Genomic DNA, 17,885 nt, shown 5'->3' on the forward strand with positions numbered 1-17,885 from the left:
CCTCAGTCGACGCTGGTTGCCGCGTCAACCAATGGGGCGGACGGGCGCTTGCCCGCGACGGCAGCCGAGCGCGACATCTCGACCATGTGGGCATGCATCTCGAGATAGGCGCTGCCGATCCGATCGACATCGCGCGGACTCAACACGTCGAAGACATTCGACCGCACCGCCGCGACATGGCCGGGGCTCGCGGCGGCAAGCTTCGCCGCGCCCGCCTCGGTGAGTTCGGCCAGCGCACCACGTCGATCGTCCGGACAGGGCACCCGTCGCACCCACCCCGCCTCCACCAGGCGATTGATCGCTCTGGTCACGCCACTCTTGGTCGCGGTCACCGCGTCAGCCAGGGGCCGCATCCGCATCTGATGATCCGGCGCCTCCGACAGCTGCACCAACAGTTCGTAGTCGGTCAGCGAGATGTCGGCGTCGCGGGCCAGCTGCTGGTCGAGGCGTTGCAGCAGCAAACGGGTGGCGTTGAGATATGCACGCCACGTGCGCTGCTCGTCCGCGCTGAGCCACTGAACCTGTTCCATGCGGTCGATCATAGAGGAAATGGTTGACAACGCAACGACATCAGCTAGGGTCGTCAGTAGTTGATCGCGCAACGACACGTGCGCGCACACCACGACGAAGGGTTGCCCCCATGACCAAGCTCGCCATCCTCTACTACTCGGCCACCGGACACGGGACGGCCATGGCCGACCGGCTCAAGACCGCCGCCGAGGCGGCAGGCGCCGAGGTACGCGTCCGCCACATCGCCGAGACCACCGACCCGTCGGTGTTCGCCGAGAACCCGGCCTGGACCGCCAACTACGAGGCGACCAAGGACCTGCCCGCCGCCACCGGTGACGACATCGTGTGGGCCGACGGCGTGATCCTCGGTTCGCCGACCCGCTTCGGCAACACCGCCGCGCCGTTCCAGGCGTTCGTCGACACCCTCGGCGGACTCTGGGCCCAGGGCAAGCTGGCCGACAAGGCCTACGCCGGGTTCACCTCGAGCCAGACCGCGCACGGTGGCCAGGAGGCGACTCTGCTGGCGCTCTACACCTCGGTCATGCACTGGGGCGGCGTCGTGGTCGCCCCCGGCTACACCGACGGCATCAAGTTCGCCGACGGCAACCCCTACGGCGTCGGCCACGTGACCGGCGCGAACAACACCGACGAGCTGAACAGCGCCACCCTCGACGCGCTCGATCACCTCGCGACCCGCGTCGTCACCGTCGCGGGCAAGCTGGCCTGACCGGCCCTTCGTAGCACCCACCGCACTCGAGTCAGGTTCACCATGAGCACAGCGATCGCACCCGAGCTCGACGTCCGGCGTTCCGATGATCGGGACAAGACCCGCATCGGGTGGCTGGACTCGAAACACTCGTTCTCGTTCGGGGGCAATTACGATCCCGCGAACACCCACCACGGGGTGCTCATGGTGAACAACGACGACATCGTCACGCCCGGAATGGGATTCGACACCCATCCGCACCGTGACATGGAGATCATCACCTGGGTGCTGCAGGGTGCGCTGGTACACCAGGACTCGATGGGGCACTCCGGGATCATCTACCCGGGCCTGGCCCAGCGGATGAGCGCGGGCACCGGGATCCTGCACTCGGAGAAGAACGACTCGTGGCGCCTAGGTCCCGCCGACGGAGGTGACGGGGCGAAGCACGACAACCCCGTGCACTTCGTGCAGATGTGGGTCGTCCCGGACGAGGCCGGCATCACGCCGGGCTACGAGCAACTCGAGATCGACCACGAGTTGCTCGCCGGCGGGCTGGTCCCCGTCGCGTCGGGGATGCCCGGGCACGCAGAGCATTCCGCCATCCGCATCAAGAACAAGTACGCGGCGATGCACGTCTCCCGCATGCAACCCGGCCAGTCGCCGATCACGCTGCCGGACGCACCGTTCCTGCACGTCTTCGTCGCGCGCGGGGAGGCGTCACTCGAGGGTGTCGGGGTCCTGCACGAGGGCGACGCAGTCCGCGTACGTGGCGGCGGCGGTCAGACGATGTCGACCACGGTCGGTGCCGAGGTCATCGTGTGGGAGATGCACGCGACGATCGCCGGCTGACCCTACAGCGGCAGTGCGTCGAGCATCGGCACGATGACACCGTCGGCCCGCCGGAACGACTCGATGCCGAACGCCTTCGCCAGTGCCTCGGTCGGCATCTCGAGAAACGGCCCGAAGTCGCCGATCTGCGTCGCGTGGGCGACCATGGCAGCGCGCTTGACCTCGATCAGATCGCTCACGTCGACCTCCATGGTGATCTCTGACGCAGGCACACCGAACGTCTCGATGTCCAGTGGCGAATCCTCGCCGTTCCATTGCGGATTGGACTCGACGAGTAGTCGGAACCGGTCGCGATTGACGACGTTCTCGAAGGTGTGTGGGGTGCCCGCGATCTCGGCTGCGCGTCGTCCCACGTGGTGCACCTGAATGTGGTCGGGATGTCCGTACCCGCCGTTGCTGTCGTAGAACGTCAGCACGTCGGCGTGCTCCTCGACCAGGATGTCGGCCAACCGCTGTGCGGCGTCCTCGACCGGCACGTTGGTGAAGGCCTCGGGGTTGTCGTTGTCGGACGTCCCCGCCATGCCGGAGTCGGGGTAGTCGAGCATCACCAGGCGATGCACGCCCAGGATCTCCGCCGAGTTCGACAACTCCATCCGGCGGCGCGACAGCAGCGATTCGCCTTCGGCGAGCAGGTCGTCCGGGAACTCACCGACCGCGCCGTCGGTGGCGGTCACCAACACCACGCGATGACCGGCGTCGGCCGCCCGGCGCATCGTGCCGCCGGTGCTGAACACCTCGTCGTCGGGATGGGCGTGAAAACACACGAGAACACTCACTGATTGCCTGTCGCTCGAAGTCCGGGCCCCGTCGGGCGAGATCTGAAGTCTAATGCTGCTCTGGCGTCACACGCCCGCCGCGGTGACGCCGGAGCGGGCCGCCGCGGTCGTACGCCGGTGGAGTGCGAACACCACCAGCCCACCCAGGGCCGAGATCAGGGCCGTCACAACGGCCGCGACATTCCACCCGGCGACGAGATCCTCGGCCGCGCTCCCCGGCCCGGGTCGGGCCGCGATCACGGCCACAATCGTGACCCCGACGGCCGAACCGAGGTAGCGCGCGGTGTTGTTCGCGCCGCTGCCCATGCCGCCGCGTCCGGCGGGCACGCTGGCCACGGCCTCGCGGCCGAGGTTGGCGTTGACCATCCCCGTCGCGACCCCGGCGAACAGCAGACCGGGCAGGAACCGCACCCATCCGGAGTTCTCGTCGATGCCGGTCAGCGCCGCGAGTCCGATCGCGACACCGAGGAGGCCGACGGCGAGCTGGACCCGACCGGAGACACTCGCCGGGATCCGGCGTGCAAGCAGCGCGGTGACGACCGACGTCCCCGACCACGCGAAGAGCAACAGGGCCGAGCCGATCGCGGAGATGCCCAACGCTGCTCCGAGGAACCCGGCCATGTACGACATCAACGCGATCGCACCGGCACCGATCGCGACCGCGGCCAGGGTGGCGGCACCAAAAGCCGGTGAGCGCAGCAGCGACAGATCGAGCATCGACGTCGCGCTGCGGGACTCGGTGACCACGAACGCCGCGAGCAGCACCACCGACACCACGAACAGCACGATGACCACGGGCTGCGTCCACCCCTGCCTGCCCTCGACCAGTCCGGCGAGCAGTGTCGCGATGCCGCCGGCGAACAGCAGCGCGCCGGGGAGGTCGAGTCCGCGCGGATGTTCCGAGCGCGACTCCGGCACGAGTCGCTCGGCGACGATCGCCAACAGGACCGATGCCGCCGCGAGGGCCCAGTACGCGTCGTGCCAGCTGTCGGCCTTCTCCAGCAGCGCCGAGAGCAGCGGGCCGATCGCGATGCCCGCGCCGACGCTGGCGCCCCAGACACCGCTGGCCGCGGCACGCTGCGGGCCCGGCGGGAAGGTGTGGGCGATGATCCCCAGGCTCGACGCGATGACCGCGGCGCCGCCCACGCCCACCACCACGCGGGTGAGCACGAACACCAGCACGTCCGGGACCAGCACCCCCACCACCGATCCGACGGCGATGACCAGGAGTCCGATGGCCAGCGTGCGGCGTCGACCGAAGTCGTCGGAGATCGTGCCCGCCGACAGCAGTGCCGCGGCGAGGCCGATGCTCATCGAGCTGAGGATCCAGGTGCGGCCGGAGACATCGGCGTCGAGCGCGGTCGCGGTGACGTTCAAGGTCGACAGCGGCGCGGTGAACGCGACCAGGACGAGCAGGGTGCCCAGGGCCGAGACCGTCAGGGTGGTGCGCGCCGAACCGACGGGTCCGGCGTCGGGCTGCGTCGTCACAGCTGGCCACCGATCGAGAAGAGGACCTTGCCGGTGCGATCGCGCCGCGCGGCGTGTGTCAGGGCCGCGTCGAAGTCGTCGAGGGGATAGGTCGCATCGATCGTCGCGTGCAGGGTCTCGTCGGCGACCAGGGCGGCCAGCTCGCGGTAGTGCTGTGCCACCGTCTCCGGCGGCAGCGACTCCTGCCAGTGCTTGAGCCAGAACCCGCGGACGACGAGGCCGCGGAAGATCAGGTCGGGGATGTCGATGCTGACGGGCCGGCCGCCGCGCGAGCTGTAGCTGATGATGGTGCCGCCCAACGACATCCGCGACGCGAGCGCGGTCGTCGTCGGGCCGCCCACCCCGTCGATCAGCAGGTCGATGGTGTCGCGGCCGAGCGCCGCTTTCACCTCGGCCGCGATGTCCGGTCCGTCGACGAGCACGACGTCGGCACCGGAATCACGTAGGGCCGTAACCGATTCGGGTCGGCGCACGATGTCGAGGAGTCGGAACCCGGCACGCCGCGCGAGCGCTCGGACGTACCCGGCGGTGGCCGACGTCGCCCCGGTCTGGGCGACCCACGCACCGGGTTCGAGGTCGGTGAACCCGTGCAGCATCGCCCACGCGGTCATCGGGTTGATGCCGAGCATGGCGAGCTGCGCCGGATCGCCGTCGACCGCGATGGCGGTGGTCGCGGCGATGACCGTCTGTTCGCGCCAGGTGGTGTCGGTGAGCGTGGGCAGGACGAGGACCTGCTCGCCGATCCGGCCGGCGTCCACGCCGGCACCGACCGCCACGATGCGCCCCACACCCTCCGCTCCGAGGATGGTCGGCAGCGTCGGGCGATAGCCGTAGTGCCCGGCGATGAGCAGCAGATCCGACGGGTTGATCGGCGCGACGTCCATCGCGACCGCCACCTGACCGTCGTCGGGATCGGTGGCGGGGACGTCGACGAGCTCGATGTTCTCCGACGTGGCGGCGCCGTAGGTGGTCAGTTGCAACGCTTTCATGGCGCGGTCCCGTCGTGAACATGCGCGATGACGACCGTCATCGATCTGGTCACGCTAGCAGACGATGACGACTGTCATAATTCGTGGCTAGACTTCGAGCATGTCCCCGATCGACCCACCCGAACCGCCCCGGGCGCGCATGGTCCGCAGTGCCGCGCGGATGATCCGCGAGCGCGGGGTCACCGGGGTCGGGTTGCGGCAGATCGCCGCGGACGCCGACGGTCCGCGCGGGTCGTTGCAGCGGTACTTCCCCGGCGGCAAGACCCAGGTGTTGCTCGAGGCGATCGACCTGGCGGTGGACGATTTCGCGGTCGGGACCCGCGCGGCCGCCGTCGAGGCGGAGACCCTGCCCGATGCCGTCCGGATGATCGTCTCGTCCTGGCGGGAGGTGTTGGTCGACAGCGACTTCTCCGTCGGCTGCCCGATCGCGTCGTTCGTGGTCGACGTGTCGTCGGTCGATCCGCTACGCGAGCGGGCCGATGAGCGGTTCACCCACTGGCGCAAGGGGATCGCGGCGATCTACCGCCGCTTCGGTTACGACCGCACGGCGGCGTGGGACGAGGCGATCCTGGTCATCTCGTCCCTCGAGGGGGCAGCGCTGGTCGCCCGCGCCGCACGCGACATCGAGGCGATCGACGCGGTCGAGAAACTCCTGATGGATCGCTTGACCTCAAGCGCTTGAGGTCTGCTGTCATGGGGACATGACAATCTTGACCATCGGTGATGTGTCGCGGCAGAGCGGACTGAGCGAGCCGACCCTGCGGTACTACGAGGAGGTCGGGCTCATCGGCCCGATCACGCGCGATATGGGCAGCGGACACCGTCGCTACGACGAACACGACCTCGACGACGTCCAGATCCTCGCGTGTCTGCGGGGCATGGGCGTCGGGATCGAGGACATGCGCACCTACCAGGCGAACCGCGCGTTGGGACATGCTGCCGCCGGCGAGCAGCGCGATCTTCTCCTGCGGCACGCGACCCGCGTCGAGCAGGAGATCGAGACGCTTCGCGTCCACCTCGACTATCTGCAGTTCAAGGCCGCGCTGTGGGATGCCCGCGATCGAGGGGACTCCGCCGACGAAGCCGAGGCCGCCTTGCGCGTCAACGCGATAACCCCGAAGCTGCAGGACGTGATCCGATGAGCAGGGTCCTCGTCACCGGGGCCTCGGGATACCTGGGCACTCGACTGATCGCCGACCTCCTCCACTCGGGCGTGCAGGTGCGCGGCACCCTGCGATCACGGGCCGCCGAGGCCGACGTACGCGCGGCCGTTCGCCGAGGTGGGGCCGACGATGCGGAGCTCGAACTCGTCGTCGCGAGCCTCACCCACGACGACGGTTGGGCAGCGGCCGCCGCCGGTGTCGACGGCGTGTATCACGTTGCATCGCCGATGATCCAGACATCAGAGGTCGACGAGGTCGTCATCCCCGCGCGGGACGGCACCCTCCGCGTACTCCACGCCGCGCGGGATGCCGCGGTGCCGCGCGTGGTGCTGACATCGTCATTCGCGGCGGTCGGCTACTCCCCCAAGCCCGTCCGCGACTACGACGAATCCGACTGGACCGACCCCACCACGCCCGGACTCCCGGCCTACCCGTTGTCCAAGGCGGTGGCCGAACGCGCGGCCTGGGACTTCATCGACACCGAGGGCGCCGGAACCGAACTCGTGGTGATCAACCCGACGTGGATCGCAGGTCCCACGCTGACCACGGCGGCGCGCTCGTCGCTGCAGCTGTTCGTCGCGATGCTCGAAGGTTCTATGGCGGCCGTCCCGAAGCAGTTGTTCGGAATCGCCGATGTCCGCGATGTGGCACAACTCCACATCGCCGCGATGTCGACGCCCGAGGCGGCAGGTCGGCGCTATCTCGCGCTCGCCGATGGACCGACCCTGAGCTTCCTCGATGTCGCCGGCGTTCTCCGTGACCGACTGGGCGCGCTCGGCGCTCGGGTCCCGACCCAGGAGATGCCGGGCGACGACCCCACGCCGTTGGTCATCCACAACGACAGGGCCAAGCGCGAACTCGGCTTCCGACCACGGCCGGCCGAGACGACCATCGTGGAGACAGCCGAGAGTGTGCGCGACCTCGAGATGGTGTCGTCAGAAGACCGCCGGCAACCGTGAGCCGTCAGTTCGTGACCGGGTCGAGGGTGATGCTGATCGACATGCGGCCCTTGGGGTCGTACACGGTCACGGCGTGGCCGGGACTTGCGACACCGGCGATCTCGACCATCACACGGCCGCCGTCGCCATCGAAGTTGCGCCACCAGTTCTTCTTGTCCGGCATCAGCACCGCGACCGCGATGGTGTCGCCGTCGCGCTTGTAGGAGACCGGCAGGCTGAAGGACTTTCCGGACTTACGACCGGTGTAGGTGATGAGCGCCGTCGACTTGCCCAGGACCTTCTCGAGAACCGGCGCCTTCATCAGGGTCACGAACAACTTGTTCCAGACCGCAGCAGATTTCTGAAAGGTGTTCATGGGTCTGCCTCCGGGTCGTCGTCGTCCGGGTGGTGCTGGAGCCGCCTGCGAGAATCGAACTCGCGACCTTTTCATTACGAGTGAAGCGCTCTACCGACTGAGCTAAGGCGGCGTGCCGCCCGAAGGCAGCGTCGACCAGTCTATCGACCGGGCCGGTCCGGCCACAAACCGCCGTCTCAGTGACGCAGGGCGGTGGACACCTTGGCGACCATCGCGTCGACCGCGAAGCGGGGTTTGACGTTGTAGTCGAGCACCTCGCGGCACTCCAGAACCGCCTCGACGCACTGCAGCAGTTCCTCGGGCCGGGCGTAGCCGGCCATCTTCACCGTCTGATCCGCCATGTCGGGGTGCATCGACGCCACCGGCGAGGCGTACGACGCGACCAGCGCGTCGCGGAACAACGCCGCCAGGTCGACCAGGGCGCGGTCGAGGACGTCGCGCTTGAGGCGGGTCGTGCGCGACTTCTGTTGCTGTTCGAGGGCTTTGAGGACCCCGGCGGATCCGCGCATCGCACCGCCCGACCCCTTGCCGGTCCCGCCTGCACCGAGCGCGGTCCGCATCTCCTCGGTCTCGGCCTCGTCGAGCGGCGTGGCGATCGCCTTGGCCACGGTCTCGGCCGACCGCACCAGGTCCTCGGCGGACGCGTACGCGGTCGTCTCGCGGGTCGCCGCGCGCGCCAACCCGAGAGCGCGCGTGCGCTGATCCCGCGCATCGGCGTCGGTGGCCAGCCGTCGGGCGCGCCCGACGTGTCCGCCGCACACCGACGCCGCCCAGCGGGCCATCTCCGGTTCGATCCCGTCGGCGATCAGCACCTCGGCGATCGAGACGACCGACGGCATCGTCAGCGGCACGTGCCTGCACCGCGACTTCAACGTCACCGAGATGTCCTCGGGGTCGATCGACGGCGCGCACAGCAGGATCACCGTCCGCGGTGGCGGCTCCTCCACGACCTTGAGCAGCGCGTTGGCGGCACCCTCACTGAGACGGTCGGCGTCCTCGATGACCACGATCTGCCAACGGCCGGTGCTCGGACGACGCGAGGCGATCTGGACCGTGTCGCGGATGAGCTTCACGCCGATGCTCAGGCCCTCGGGCACGATCCGGCGCACATCGCCGTGTGTTCCCGCCATCACCGTCGTGCAGGCGTGGCAGTGGCCGCAGCCGATCTCCCCCGGTGTCTCGCACTGCAGGGCGGCGGCGAAGCACTGGGCGGCCACCGAGCGGCCGCTGCCGGGCGGGCCGGTGAACAGCCACGCGTGGGTCATCGAGTTGCGGGGGGCGACCACGTCGTCGTCGCCGAGCAACGACATCGCGCCCGTCGCGGCCTCGTGCAGACGCGTCGCGGCAGCGGTCGCCGAGCGCGCCGCACCGACGAGTTCGTCCACCACGGCCTGCTGACCGACCAGCCGATCGAATACCGACGTCACGATGAGAAGGGTAACCGGGCCACCCGACAGCGCAGGACCATGAGACCGGGGAACAACATATGGCTGGGCCAAACGGACCGCTACCGTATGAACGTGGTCCAGCGGCAGACGAGATACCAGCGGGTCGTGCACCTGTTGCGATGGCTCGCGCACACGCCGTGGCCGATCCTCGCCCTCGACCTGCTCCGGGCGAACGTCATCGGCGCCCTGTTCACCTTCGCGTTCCTGCGCTTCGGGATGCCGTACGAGTACACGGTCAAACTCGACGAGATCAGCACGGCGAACCAGGCGGTGTTCATCGCCTACCTCGTCCTCGCGATGGTCGTGGGCGCGTACATCAGCATCTGGCTCACGCTGCCGGTCCTCGTGTGGCACCGCCGGCGCAGTCGACTCGACAACGAGATGGCCCGCAACCGCGCACTGCGCCTGCCGGTCCTGCTGACCGGGGTGAACCTGGTCCTCTGGGCCGTGGGCGGCGTGGTGTTCGCCCTGCTCAACCTGCCGGCGTCGGGGACGACGGCCCTGATCGTCTACGTCGCCTCGGTCATCGGCGGCTTCGTCTCGTGCGCACTCGGCTACATGCAGTCCGAGAAAGTGCTGCGACCGATCACTGTCTCGGCGATGGCCAACGACCCCACGACCGCGGTCGCTCCCAGTGTGACCGTGCGCATCACCCTGTTCTGGTGCATCAGCGTCGTCGTGCCGCTGCTCGCGATGGTGGCCCTGGTCCTCGGGCAGCAGAACGGTCTCGTCAACACCGACGCCGAGGGCCTGCAGCGACCGCTGCTGTGGCTGGCGGTGGCGGCCCTGACGTTCGGCTTGATCGGTCTGGTCCGGCTCGTGAGCGCCATCGCCGACCCGATCACCCAGCTGCGGCGCGCCCAGCACCAGGTCCGCAACGGCAACTACAACACCTCGGTCCGCATCTACGACGGCAGCGACCTGGGCCTGCTGCAGGCCGGGTTCAACGAGATGGTCGGCGACCTGCGCGAACGCGAGCAGCTGCGCAACCTGTTCGGCCGCTACGTCGGCGAGGACGTCGCCCGCCGCGCCATCGAGACCGGCACCGAGCTCGGCGGCGAGGAACGGTACGTCGGCGTGCTGTTCGTCGACATCGTCGGGTCGACGCGATTGGCCGTGAACCGGCCCCCACGCGAGGTCGTCGATCTGCTCAACGAATTCTTCCGGGTCGTCGTCGAGACCGTCGGACGCCACGGCGGTTTCGTCAACAAGTTCCAGGGTGACGCCGCCCTGGCCATCTTCGGGGCGCCGCTCGACCTCGACGACTTCGCAGGCCACACCCTCGCCGCGGCCCGCGAACTGCGGATCGAACTCGAGGCTGCCCTCGGTGAGACCGACGTGGGCATCGGGGTGTCGGCGGGCAAGGCCATCGCCGGACACATCGGGACCCAGCAGCGGCTGGAGTACACCGTGATCGGCGACCCGGTCAACGAGGCGGCGCGTCTGACCGAGATGGCCAAGGACGAACCCACCCGAGTGCTCGGATCCGCCCGTGCGGTCTACCTCGCCTCCGACGAGGAGGCCGAGTGCTGGCACATCGGCGAGGGCGTCGAACTGCGCGGCCGCGGCATCGAGACCCGACTGGCCCGACCGAAGTTCGCGCTGGTGGTCGAGGAGGACGACCTCGTCAGCGATCCCTCCGACAGCGTCCCGGAGGGCCCCGTCGGCGCGTCACACACCGGTGGCGGCGACTCCGCCGATGACGACGAGGAGCGCTCGGCGGTCTGACCGCCGAGCTCGCTACTCCGTCGTCTTCTTGGCCGGGGCCTTCTTCGCCGCGGTCTTCTTGGCCGCCGTCTTCTTCGCCGGGGCCTTCTTCGCCGCGGTCTTCTTCGCCGTCGTCTTCTTCGCCGCGGTCTTGGTTGCGGTCGACTTCTTGGCCGGGGCCTTCTTCGCCTTCTTCTTCACCGGGCCGCGTGCGCGGCGGTCGGCGAGGAGCTCCATCGCCCGCTCGTCGGTGATCGAGGCGACCTCGTCGTCCTTGCGCAGGCTGGCGTTGGTCTCACCGTCGGTCACGTACGGACCGAAGCGACCGTCCTTGATGACCATCGGCTGCTCGCTGACCGAGTCCTTGCCGAGCTCACGCAGCGGCGGTGCCGCAGCCGCGCGACCGCGACGCTTGGGCTCGGAGTAGATCTTCAGCGCCTCCTCGAGCGTGATGCCGAAGATCTGGTCCTCGGCGCTCAGCGACCGGGAGTCGGTGCCCTTCTTCAGATACGGGCCATAGCGGCCGTTCTGCGCGGTGATCTCCTCGCCGCTCTCCGGGTCGGCGCCGACGACCCGCGGCAGCGACAGCAGCATGAGCGCGTCCTCGAGCGTGATCGAGGCGATCTCCATCGACTTGAACAGCGAACCCGTGCGCGGCTTGGGGCCGGCCTTCTTCGCGGCGGTCTTCTTGGTCGCCTTCTTGGCCGCGGTCTTCGTGGTCGCGCCGGCCTTCGTGGCCACCGCGGTCCCACCGCTGCCCGACGACGACGCAGCCGCGCCGTCACCGTCGAGAGGTGTCGGACCGGGCGGAACCGTCAGTGCCGGAACCGATCCCCCGCCCTCGCCGTCGGAGTCACCCTTCGGCTCGTCCTCCTCGGGGTCCGGGAGGATCTCGGTGACGTAGGGCCCGAAACGGCCCTCCTTGGCCACGATCTCGTGCCCGGAGACCGGGTCGACACCGAGGGTGCGGCCCTCCTGCGGGGTGGCGAACAGGTGCTCGGCGACCTCGAGGGTGAGCTCGTCGGGGGTCATGTCGTCGGGCAGGTTCGCGCGCTGCGACTCCGGTTCGGCGTCGGGTGCGGCGACGTTGCGCTCGAGGTACGGGCCGAAGCGGCCGACGCGCACGTAGACCGGACGGCCCTCCGCGTCGTCGAACAGCTTGATCGAGTTGACCGACCGGGCGTCGATTTCCTCGAGGTTCACGCCGACGAGCTTCTTGAGCCCGCCGTGCGCGGCGATGTCGCTGCCCTGCCCGGCGGCGTCGCCGTCACTGGGGCTGCCCCCGTCCGGGAGCGGCGTCGCGCCGTCGGCGCCGTCGCCGAAGTAGAAGCGTGACAGCCAGTGGGTGCGGTTCTCCCGACCCGAGGCGATCTGGTCGAGGTCGTCCTCGAGCGATGCCGTGAAGTCGTAGTCCACCAGGCTGCCGAAGTAGGCCTCGAGCAGGCCGACCACGGCGAACGCGACCCACGACGGGACCAGTGCGCTGCCCTTCTTGTGGACGTAGCCGCGGTCCTGGATGGTGCCGATGATCGACGCGTAGGTCGACGGGCGCCCGATCCCCAACTCCTCGAGGATCTTCACCAGCGACGCCTCGGTGAAGCGGGCCGGCGGGTTGGTGGTGTGGCCGGCCGCGTCGAGATCGGCGGCGGTCAGACGCTGACCCTCCACCAGGGTGGGCAGCCGGATCTCGTCGTTGTCGGCCTGGCCGCCCGCCTGCTCGTCGACGGTCTCGACGTAGGCGGACAGGAAGCCGGGGAACGTGATGGTGCGACCGGAGGCGGCGAACGTGCACACCTCACCCGAGCGCGCGGCGCCGGAGATCCGCAGGCTCATCGTGGTGCCGCGGGCGTCGGCCATCTGCGAGGCGACGGTGCGCTGCCAGATCAGCTCGTACAGACGGAACTCGTCGGACTGCAGCGCGGATGCGACCTGGCCGGGGGTGCGGAAGCTCTCGCCGGCCGGGCGGATCGCCTCGTGTGCCTCCTGGGCGTTCTTGACCTTGCGGGTGTACTGCCGCGGGGTCGGGTGCACGAAGTCGGCGCCGTAGAGGTCGCGGGCCTGGTTACGTGCCGCCGTGATCGCCGACTCCGACAGCGTCGTGGAGTCGGTACGCATGTAGGTGATGTAGCCGTTCTCGTACAGCCGCTGCGCGATACGCATCGTCCGGTCCGAGGTGAAGCGCAGCTTGCGGCCGGCCTCCTGCTGCAGCGTCGACGTCATGAACGGTGCGTAGGGCTTGCGGGTGTACGGCTTCTCCTCGACCGAGGCGACGGTCAGGTCGGCGCCCTGCAGGCCGGCGGCCAGAGCCGTGGCCCGGGCCTCGTCGAGCACGACGATGCCGTCGGTCTTCTTCATCGAGCCGGTGGCGTCGAAGTCACGGCCCGAGGCGACACGGTCGGAGTCGACGTTGACGAGCTTGGCCTTGAAACGGCGCGGCGTGACGTCCTCGCCGGCGTCGAGGGTGGCCTCGATGTCCCAGTACGACGCGGACACGAACGCCATGCGCTCACGTTCGCGCTCGACGATGATGCGGGTGGCCACCGACTGCACGCGGCCCGCCGACAGCTTCGGCATGACCTTCTTCCACAGGACCGGCGACACCTCGTAGCCGTACAGGCGGTCGAGGATGCGACGGGTCTCCTGCGCGTCGACCAGGTCGACGTCGAGATCGCGGGGGCTGGCGGCGGCGGCCTGGATGGCCGACTGGGTGATCTCGTGGAACACCATGCGCTTGACGGGCACGGTGGGTCGCAGCGTCTCGAGGAGATGCCAGGCGATGGCCTCACCCTCACGGTCACCGTCCGTCGCGAGGTAGAGCTCGTCGACGCCCTTCAGCAGCGACTTGAGCTCGGTGACGGTCGACTTCTTGTCCGGGGAGACGACGTAGAGGGGCTCGAAGTTCTCGTCGACGTTGACGCCGAGTCGGGCCCAGGCCTGTCCCTTGTACTTGGCGGGGACATCGGCAGCGCCGCGCGGGAGGTCACGGATGTGGCCGCGCGAGGACTCCACGACATAGTTCGACCCCAGGTATCCGGCGATCTTGCGAGCCTTGGTCGGTGACTCGACGATCACCAGCCGGCGCACGTTCTCGCCCGATGTGGGGGACGCAGTGTCGCTATCAGCCACTGTCTGTGCCTGCACCTTTCCTCGGCCCCATATATAAGGCCTCTGTGGTCGTCCGCAGCTGCTGCCACGTTCGCAGTACTCCGGCCTGTTCTACCCCATATAACAGCCTCTTGGCATAACGCTGTGTGACCGACCGGGGTCGATGACCGCGCGGCGCGGGTCCCGACGCCACTATGAGGCGGGATGAATGCCCAGCTCAGGGGGCCGATCGGCCGTGTCGTGGACAGACTGCGTCACAGTGTCGGCCAGAATGCGACGGCGTCGAGGTCGTCGGGCGGTGCGCCGATGTTCTCGACCAACCGCGACATCCGGCGTCGACCGGCGATCCGGAGCGCCGGACTGCTGCCACGGGTGCCCACCAGGGTGGGGGCGATGCCCGCCCGCATGAGCGCGGTGGCCAACGGTGAGTGGGTCTCGGGGGCGTGCGGGTCGAGGCCGAGCAGGTAGCGGTCCTCGTCGGGCCGACCGGCCGCGATCGTCCACAGACGCATCGCACGATTCGACGGGACCCAGTCGGCGGGCATGGTCTTGATCGCGCCCTTGAGCCAGGTCCGGTTGAGGGTGTCGAGGAGCTTGGAGGTCTCGGTGCGCGCCATCGCCGACCCCTCGTCGGACGTCGCGACGTGGGCGCGGACGCCGCATCGATCGATCTCGGCGACGAGGGCATCGGCACGCCACTGCGCGTCGACGACGATGGACACACGGCTACCCGCGGGGGAGATCATCGACTGTCCGTGGGCCGCAAAGAGTCCCGACAGATCCTCGAGTGAGGGCTCGTCGGTCTCCGCGGAGAAAAAGGACAGTTGACCCACGGGGGCAGCTTACTCCGGGCATGAACAACGCCCCCGGCGATCCGCTGCTGCGGGGCCGGGGGCGCTGTCGTGCAATCGTGAGGAAGAGCAGATCAGACGGCGCGGACGCCGGTGGCCTGCGGGCCCTTCGTGCCCTGTCCCACCTCGAACTCCACCCGCTGGTTCTCTTCCAGAGTGCGGAAACCGGATCCCTGGATCTCGGAGTAGTGGACAAACACGTCGTCCGGTCCATCATCGGGCGCGATGAAGCCGAAGCCCTTTTCCGCGTTGAACCACTTCACAGTTCCCTGTGCCATCAGCTTGAATCCTTTACATACTCACCGGAAGCGACACGGTGTGTCACCGCGCCGGGCCCGTTCCGACCGCCATACCGACTGGCGACGTTTGCGGACCAGCCGCGCACTAACCTTCAGTACCACGCTCGCAACACGTTTTCGGAGGGACGATCGATGAAGGAAAGCTCCCCGAAAGCTGCGACCAACGACAGTCAATCATGTTCGCGATCCTTCCGATAGTCGAGAAGTCAAACTGAACAAAACACCGTCAGATTTCAACGAATCGACACGAAGCGGTAATGCCAGAACGCAGATGAAGGACCGACGATGACGCCCGAAGAGTCCTACGGCGAGCAGCTGTTGGCGCGCTCGCTGGCGGGTGTCGAGCCGTCGTTGTCACCTGTCACATATCAGACCGTGATCGGTTCTCAGACAGCACAGTTCGGCGAATGGCCGGACTGGGCGCCTGCGGGTGTCGTCGACGCCTTCACCGAGGCCGGGGTGCGCCGACCGTGGACCCATCAGGTGGCCGCCGCGCAGGAGGCGCACGCCGGTCGGCACGTCGTCGTCGCGACGGGCACGGCGTCGGGCAAGTCCCTCGCCTACCAGTTGCCGATCCTCAGCGAGCTCACCGCCGACAACCACGCCACCGCGCTGTACCTTTCTCCCACAAAGGCATTGGGCGCCGACCAGATCCGGTCGTTGGTGTCGCTGCTGGCCGGGCGACGCGAGTTCTCCCATATCGCGCCCTGCGCATACGACGGCGACACCGAGCCGGAGATCCGACAGTGGGCGCGGGAACACTCGCGGTGGATCTTCACCAACCCCGACATGCTCCACCTCGGGATCCTCAGTTCACCCGCCCGGTGGCGACACTTCTTCCGCCATCTGCGCTACATCGTCATCGACGAATGTCACCACTATCGCGGGGTTTTCGGTTCCCACACCGCGCTGGTCGTCCAGCGCGCGCTGCGGGTGGCCCGAGCGGGCGGGGCAGACCCGACCGTCATCGCCGCCAGTGCCACCGCCGGCGAACCCGGCCTGGCACTCGAGCGTCTGATCGGTCGGCCCTGCACCGCCATCACCGCCGACGGGTCCCCGCACGGCGAACGCACCGTGGCGCTGTGGGAGCCGGGCTTCACCCCCGGCGTCACCGGCGAGCAGGGGGCGCCGGTGCGCCGTGCCGCAGGCACCGAGGCCGCGCGCATCATGGCCGACCTCGTCATCGAGGGCGCGCGGACGCTGTGCTTCGTGCGCAGTCGTGTCGGCGCCGAGGTCGCCGCCCGCTCCACCCGGCAGATCCTCGCCGCGGTGGACCCCGACCTCGTCGACCGGGTCGCGGCCTACCGCGCCGGATATCTGGCCGACGATCGACGCAGGCTCGAGGCGGCCCTGTCCGACGGTGAGTTGCTCGGGGTGGCAACGACCAACGCCCTCGAACTCGGGGTCGACATCGCCGGGCTCGACGCCGTGATCGTCGCCGGATACCCGGGCACCGTCGCGTCGTTCTGGCAACAGGCGGGGCGGGCGGGCCGTCGCGGCGCCGGGTCGTTGGTGGTGATGATCGCGCGTGACGACCCCCTCGACACCTATCTCGTGCACCATCCCGAGGCGTTGCTGTCGCGGCCGGTCGAGGTCAGCGTCACCGACCCCACCAACCCGTACGTCCTCGGGCCGCATCTGCTGTGCGCCGCGGCGGAGCTGCCGCTGACCGAGGCCGATGTCGAGGCGTTCGACGCGCAGGCGCTCGTCGACGACCTGACCACCCAGGGGCTGCTGCGGCGCCGGCTCGCCGGCTGGTACGTCGCGGCGGGCCTGGACCCGCACGGCGACATCGACATCCGCGGTGGCATCGGCGGTCAGGTGATGATCGTCGACGCCACGACGTCGCAACTGCTCGGCACCGTCGACACCGGTCGGGCCATGTCGACCGTGCACGCGGGCGCGGTCCATCTGCACCAGGGGCGCTCCTACGTCGTCGACGAGCTCGACCTCGACAACGGGCTCGCGCTCACGCACCCCGAGGACCCCGACTGGACGACCTCGGCGCGACAGTCGACGGCGATGGACATCACCGCGACGACCGACGAACGGCGTCACGCCGCACTGACGGTCGCGCTGGTCGATGTCGACGTGACCCACCAGGTCATCGGATACATGCGGACGCTGCTGTCCGGTGAGGTGCTCGACGTCGTCGAGTTGGACATGCCCGCACAGACTCTGAGCACCCGGTCGGTGATGTACACGATCACCCCGGAGGCGCTCGAGGCCGTCGGGGTGTCGGTGAGCCGGTTCCCCGGCGCGCTGCACGCGGCCGAACACGCGGCCATCGGTCTACTACCGCTGATCGCGACGTGCGACCGCTGGGACATCGGCGGCCTGTCGACCAACCTGCATCCCGACACCGGGTTGCCGACGGTGTTCGTCTACGACGGCTACCCCGGAGGCGCCGGCTTCGCCGCCCGCGGATTCTCCGCGTTCGAGACGTGGATCCGCGCCACACGCGACGCGGTGACCGACTGCCGATGCGAGACGGGCTGCCCGTCGTGCGTGCAATCACCCAAGTGCGGCAACGGAAACGAACCACTCGACAAGGCAGGTGCCATCGCAGTCCTCGACCTGATCCTGCGTGAGGTCCACGGGTAGACGTTCACCGAATCGTCGACAGCGGACACCCGACCGACGCCATGTTCGATACAACTAATGCTTGTCGCGCCACAAC

The 17,885-nt window shown here is 68.8% G+C and carries 16 protein-coding genes and 1 tRNA gene; 7 read left to right on the top strand and 10 right to left on the bottom strand.

What is annotated here, in order from left to right; genetic code table 11:
* Positions 1 to 2: 2 nt before the first annotated feature.
* Entirely contained in the window at positions 3 to 530 is a 528-nt protein-coding gene (locus LX13_RS06205; protein WP_253660586.1) for a MarR family winged helix-turn-helix transcriptional regulator, read from the bottom strand.
* 110 nt (positions 531 to 640) lie between these two features.
* On the opposite strand from LX13_RS06205, the gene LX13_RS06210 reads away from it, so the two are divergent.
* Complete coding sequence (locus LX13_RS06210) at positions 641 to 1,237, top strand: flavodoxin family protein (protein ID WP_188486234.1); 597 nt, start codon at positions 641 to 643, stop codon at positions 1,235 to 1,237.
* A gap of 42 nt (positions 1,238 to 1,279) precedes the next feature.
* A complete protein-coding gene (locus LX13_RS06215) occupies positions 1,280 to 2,065 on the top strand; it encodes a pirin family protein (RefSeq protein WP_253660397.1) in 786 nt (261 codons plus the stop codon).
* Between the two features lie 2 nt (positions 2,066 to 2,067).
* Here the strand turns inward: LX13_RS06215 and LX13_RS06220 are convergent, their stop codons facing one another.
* The 3 genes from LX13_RS06220 to LX13_RS06230 all read right to left on the bottom strand — a co-directional run bounded on the left by LX13_RS06220 (position 2,068) and on the right by LX13_RS06230 (position 5,318).
* Positions 2,068 to 2,841: a PIG-L deacetylase family protein gene (locus LX13_RS06220; protein WP_253660398.1), complete on the bottom strand. Its 774-nt coding sequence runs from the start codon at positions 2,839 to 2,841 to the stop codon at positions 2,068 to 2,070.
* Between the two features lie 66 nt (positions 2,842 to 2,907).
* Positions 2,908 to 4,329, bottom strand: a complete 1,422-nt coding sequence (locus LX13_RS06225) for an MFS transporter (RefSeq protein ID WP_253660399.1) — start codon at positions 4,327 to 4,329, stop codon at positions 2,908 to 2,910.
* Positions 4,326 to 5,318, bottom strand: a complete 993-nt coding sequence (locus LX13_RS06230; RefSeq protein WP_253660400.1) for a zinc-dependent alcohol dehydrogenase family protein — start codon at positions 5,316 to 5,318, stop codon at positions 4,326 to 4,328. Before LX13_RS06230 ends, LX13_RS06225 begins: the two co-directional genes overlap by 4 nt.
* A gap of 100 nt (positions 5,319 to 5,418) precedes the next feature.
* On the opposite strand from LX13_RS06230, the gene LX13_RS06235 reads away from it, so the two are divergent.
* The 3 genes from LX13_RS06235 to LX13_RS06245 are packed head-to-tail and all read left to right on the top strand — an operon-like array spanning position 5,419 to position 7,440.
* Positions 5,419 to 6,000 carry a TetR/AcrR family transcriptional regulator gene (locus tag LX13_RS06235; RefSeq protein WP_253660401.1) on the top strand — a complete coding sequence of 194 codons (582 nt, stop codon included), beginning with the start codon at positions 5,419 to 5,421 and terminating at the stop codon, positions 5,998 to 6,000.
* A 19-nt stretch (positions 6,001 to 6,019) separates the two neighbouring features.
* Positions 6,020 to 6,460: a MerR family transcriptional regulator gene (locus LX13_RS06240; protein ID WP_253660402.1), complete on the top strand. Its 441-nt coding sequence runs from the start codon at positions 6,020 to 6,022 to the stop codon at positions 6,458 to 6,460.
* Positions 6,457 to 7,440, top strand: coding sequence for an NAD-dependent epimerase/dehydratase family protein (locus LX13_RS06245; RefSeq protein ID WP_253660403.1), 984 nt, complete (start codon positions 6,457 to 6,459; stop codon positions 7,438 to 7,440). The genes LX13_RS06240 and LX13_RS06245 overlap by 4 nt, the downstream gene beginning before the upstream one ends.
* Positions 7,441 to 7,444: 4 nt before the next feature.
* Here LX13_RS06245 and LX13_RS06250 read toward each other — a convergent pair whose 3' ends face one another.
* The 3 genes from LX13_RS06250 to LX13_RS06260 form a co-directional block, all read right to left on the bottom strand.
* Positions 7,445 to 7,795 carry a nitroreductase/quinone reductase family protein gene (locus LX13_RS06250; RefSeq protein WP_253660404.1) on the bottom strand — a complete coding sequence of 117 codons (351 nt, stop codon included), beginning with the start codon at positions 7,793 to 7,795 and terminating at the stop codon, positions 7,445 to 7,447.
* A gap of 36 nt (positions 7,796 to 7,831) precedes the next feature.
* Positions 7,832 to 7,907 (bottom strand) — tRNA-Thr (locus tag LX13_RS06255).
* Positions 7,908 to 7,971: 64 nt separating this feature from the next.
* Positions 7,972 to 9,222, bottom strand: coding sequence for a DNA polymerase III subunit delta' (locus LX13_RS06260; RefSeq protein WP_253660405.1), 1,251 nt, complete (start codon positions 9,220 to 9,222; stop codon positions 7,972 to 7,974).
* Positions 9,223 to 9,309: 87 nt separating this feature from the next.
* Here LX13_RS06260 and LX13_RS06265 point away from each other — a divergent pair, with 87 nt between their 5' ends.
* Positions 9,310 to 10,971 carry an adenylate/guanylate cyclase domain-containing protein gene (locus LX13_RS06265; protein ID WP_253660406.1) on the top strand — a complete coding sequence of 554 codons (1,662 nt, stop codon included), beginning with the start codon at positions 9,310 to 9,312 and terminating at the stop codon, positions 10,969 to 10,971.
* A gap of 12 nt (positions 10,972 to 10,983) precedes the next feature.
* Here the strand turns inward: LX13_RS06265 and topA are convergent, their stop codons facing one another.
* The 3 genes from topA to LX13_RS06280 form a co-directional block, all read right to left on the bottom strand.
* Entirely contained in the window at positions 10,984 to 14,076 is a 3,093-nt protein-coding gene (gene topA, locus LX13_RS06270; RefSeq protein WP_253660407.1) for a type I DNA topoisomerase, read from the bottom strand.
* Positions 14,077 to 14,309: 233 nt separating this feature from the next.
* Positions 14,310 to 14,888: a hypothetical protein gene (locus LX13_RS06275; RefSeq protein WP_188486258.1), complete on the bottom strand. Its 579-nt coding sequence runs from the start codon at positions 14,886 to 14,888 to the stop codon at positions 14,310 to 14,312.
* Between the two features lie 92 nt (positions 14,889 to 14,980).
* Positions 14,981 to 15,184, bottom strand: a complete 204-nt coding sequence (locus tag LX13_RS06280) for a cold-shock protein (protein WP_045821523.1) — start codon at positions 15,182 to 15,184, stop codon at positions 14,981 to 14,983.
* A gap of 306 nt (positions 15,185 to 15,490) precedes the next feature.
* Here LX13_RS06280 and sftH point away from each other — a divergent pair, with 306 nt between their 5' ends.
* Complete coding sequence (sftH, locus tag LX13_RS06285) at positions 15,491 to 17,809, top strand: DEAD/DEAH box helicase (protein ID WP_253660408.1); 2,319 nt, start codon at positions 15,491 to 15,493, stop codon at positions 17,807 to 17,809.
* Positions 17,810 to 17,885 lie beyond the last annotated feature (76 nt).

It is taken from the genome of Williamsia maris (assembly GCF_024171815.1).
Taxonomy (GTDB): domain Bacteria; phylum Actinomycetota; class Actinomycetes; order Mycobacteriales; family Mycobacteriaceae; genus Williamsia_A; species Williamsia_A maris.

Coding starts and splice junctions, on each gene's coding strand:
- LX13_RS06205 (WP_253660586.1), bottom strand. CDS start 530: ATGGAACAGGTTCAGTGGCTCAGCGCGGACGAGCAGCGCACGTGGCGT.
- LX13_RS06210 (WP_188486234.1), top strand. CDS start 641: ATGACCAAGCTCGCCATCCTCTACTACTCGGCCACCGGACACGGGACG.
- LX13_RS06215 (WP_253660397.1), top strand. CDS start 1,280: ATGAGCACAGCGATCGCACCCGAGCTCGACGTCCGGCGTTCCGATGAT.
- LX13_RS06230 (WP_253660400.1), bottom strand. CDS start 5,318: ATGAAAGCGTTGCAACTGACCACCTACGGCGCCGCCACGTCGGAGAAC.
- LX13_RS06235 (WP_253660401.1), top strand. CDS start 5,419: ATGTCCCCGATCGACCCACCCGAACCGCCCCGGGCGCGCATGGTCCGC.
- LX13_RS06240 (WP_253660402.1), top strand. CDS start 6,020: ATGACAATCTTGACCATCGGTGATGTGTCGCGGCAGAGCGGACTGAGC.
- LX13_RS06245 (WP_253660403.1), top strand. CDS start 6,457: ATGAGCAGGGTCCTCGTCACCGGGGCCTCGGGATACCTGGGCACTCGA.
- LX13_RS06250 (WP_253660404.1), bottom strand. CDS start 7,795: ATGAACACCTTTCAGAAATCTGCTGCGGTCTGGAACAAGTTGTTCGTG.
- LX13_RS06265 (WP_253660406.1), top strand. CDS start 9,310: ATGAACGTGGTCCAGCGGCAGACGAGATACCAGCGGGTCGTGCACCTG.
- LX13_RS06280 (WP_045821523.1), bottom strand. CDS start 15,184: ATGGCACAGGGAACTGTGAAGTGGTTCAACGCGGAAAAGGGCTTCGGC.
- sftH (WP_253660408.1), top strand. CDS start 15,491: ATGACGCCCGAAGAGTCCTACGGCGAGCAGCTGTTGGCGCGCTCGCTG.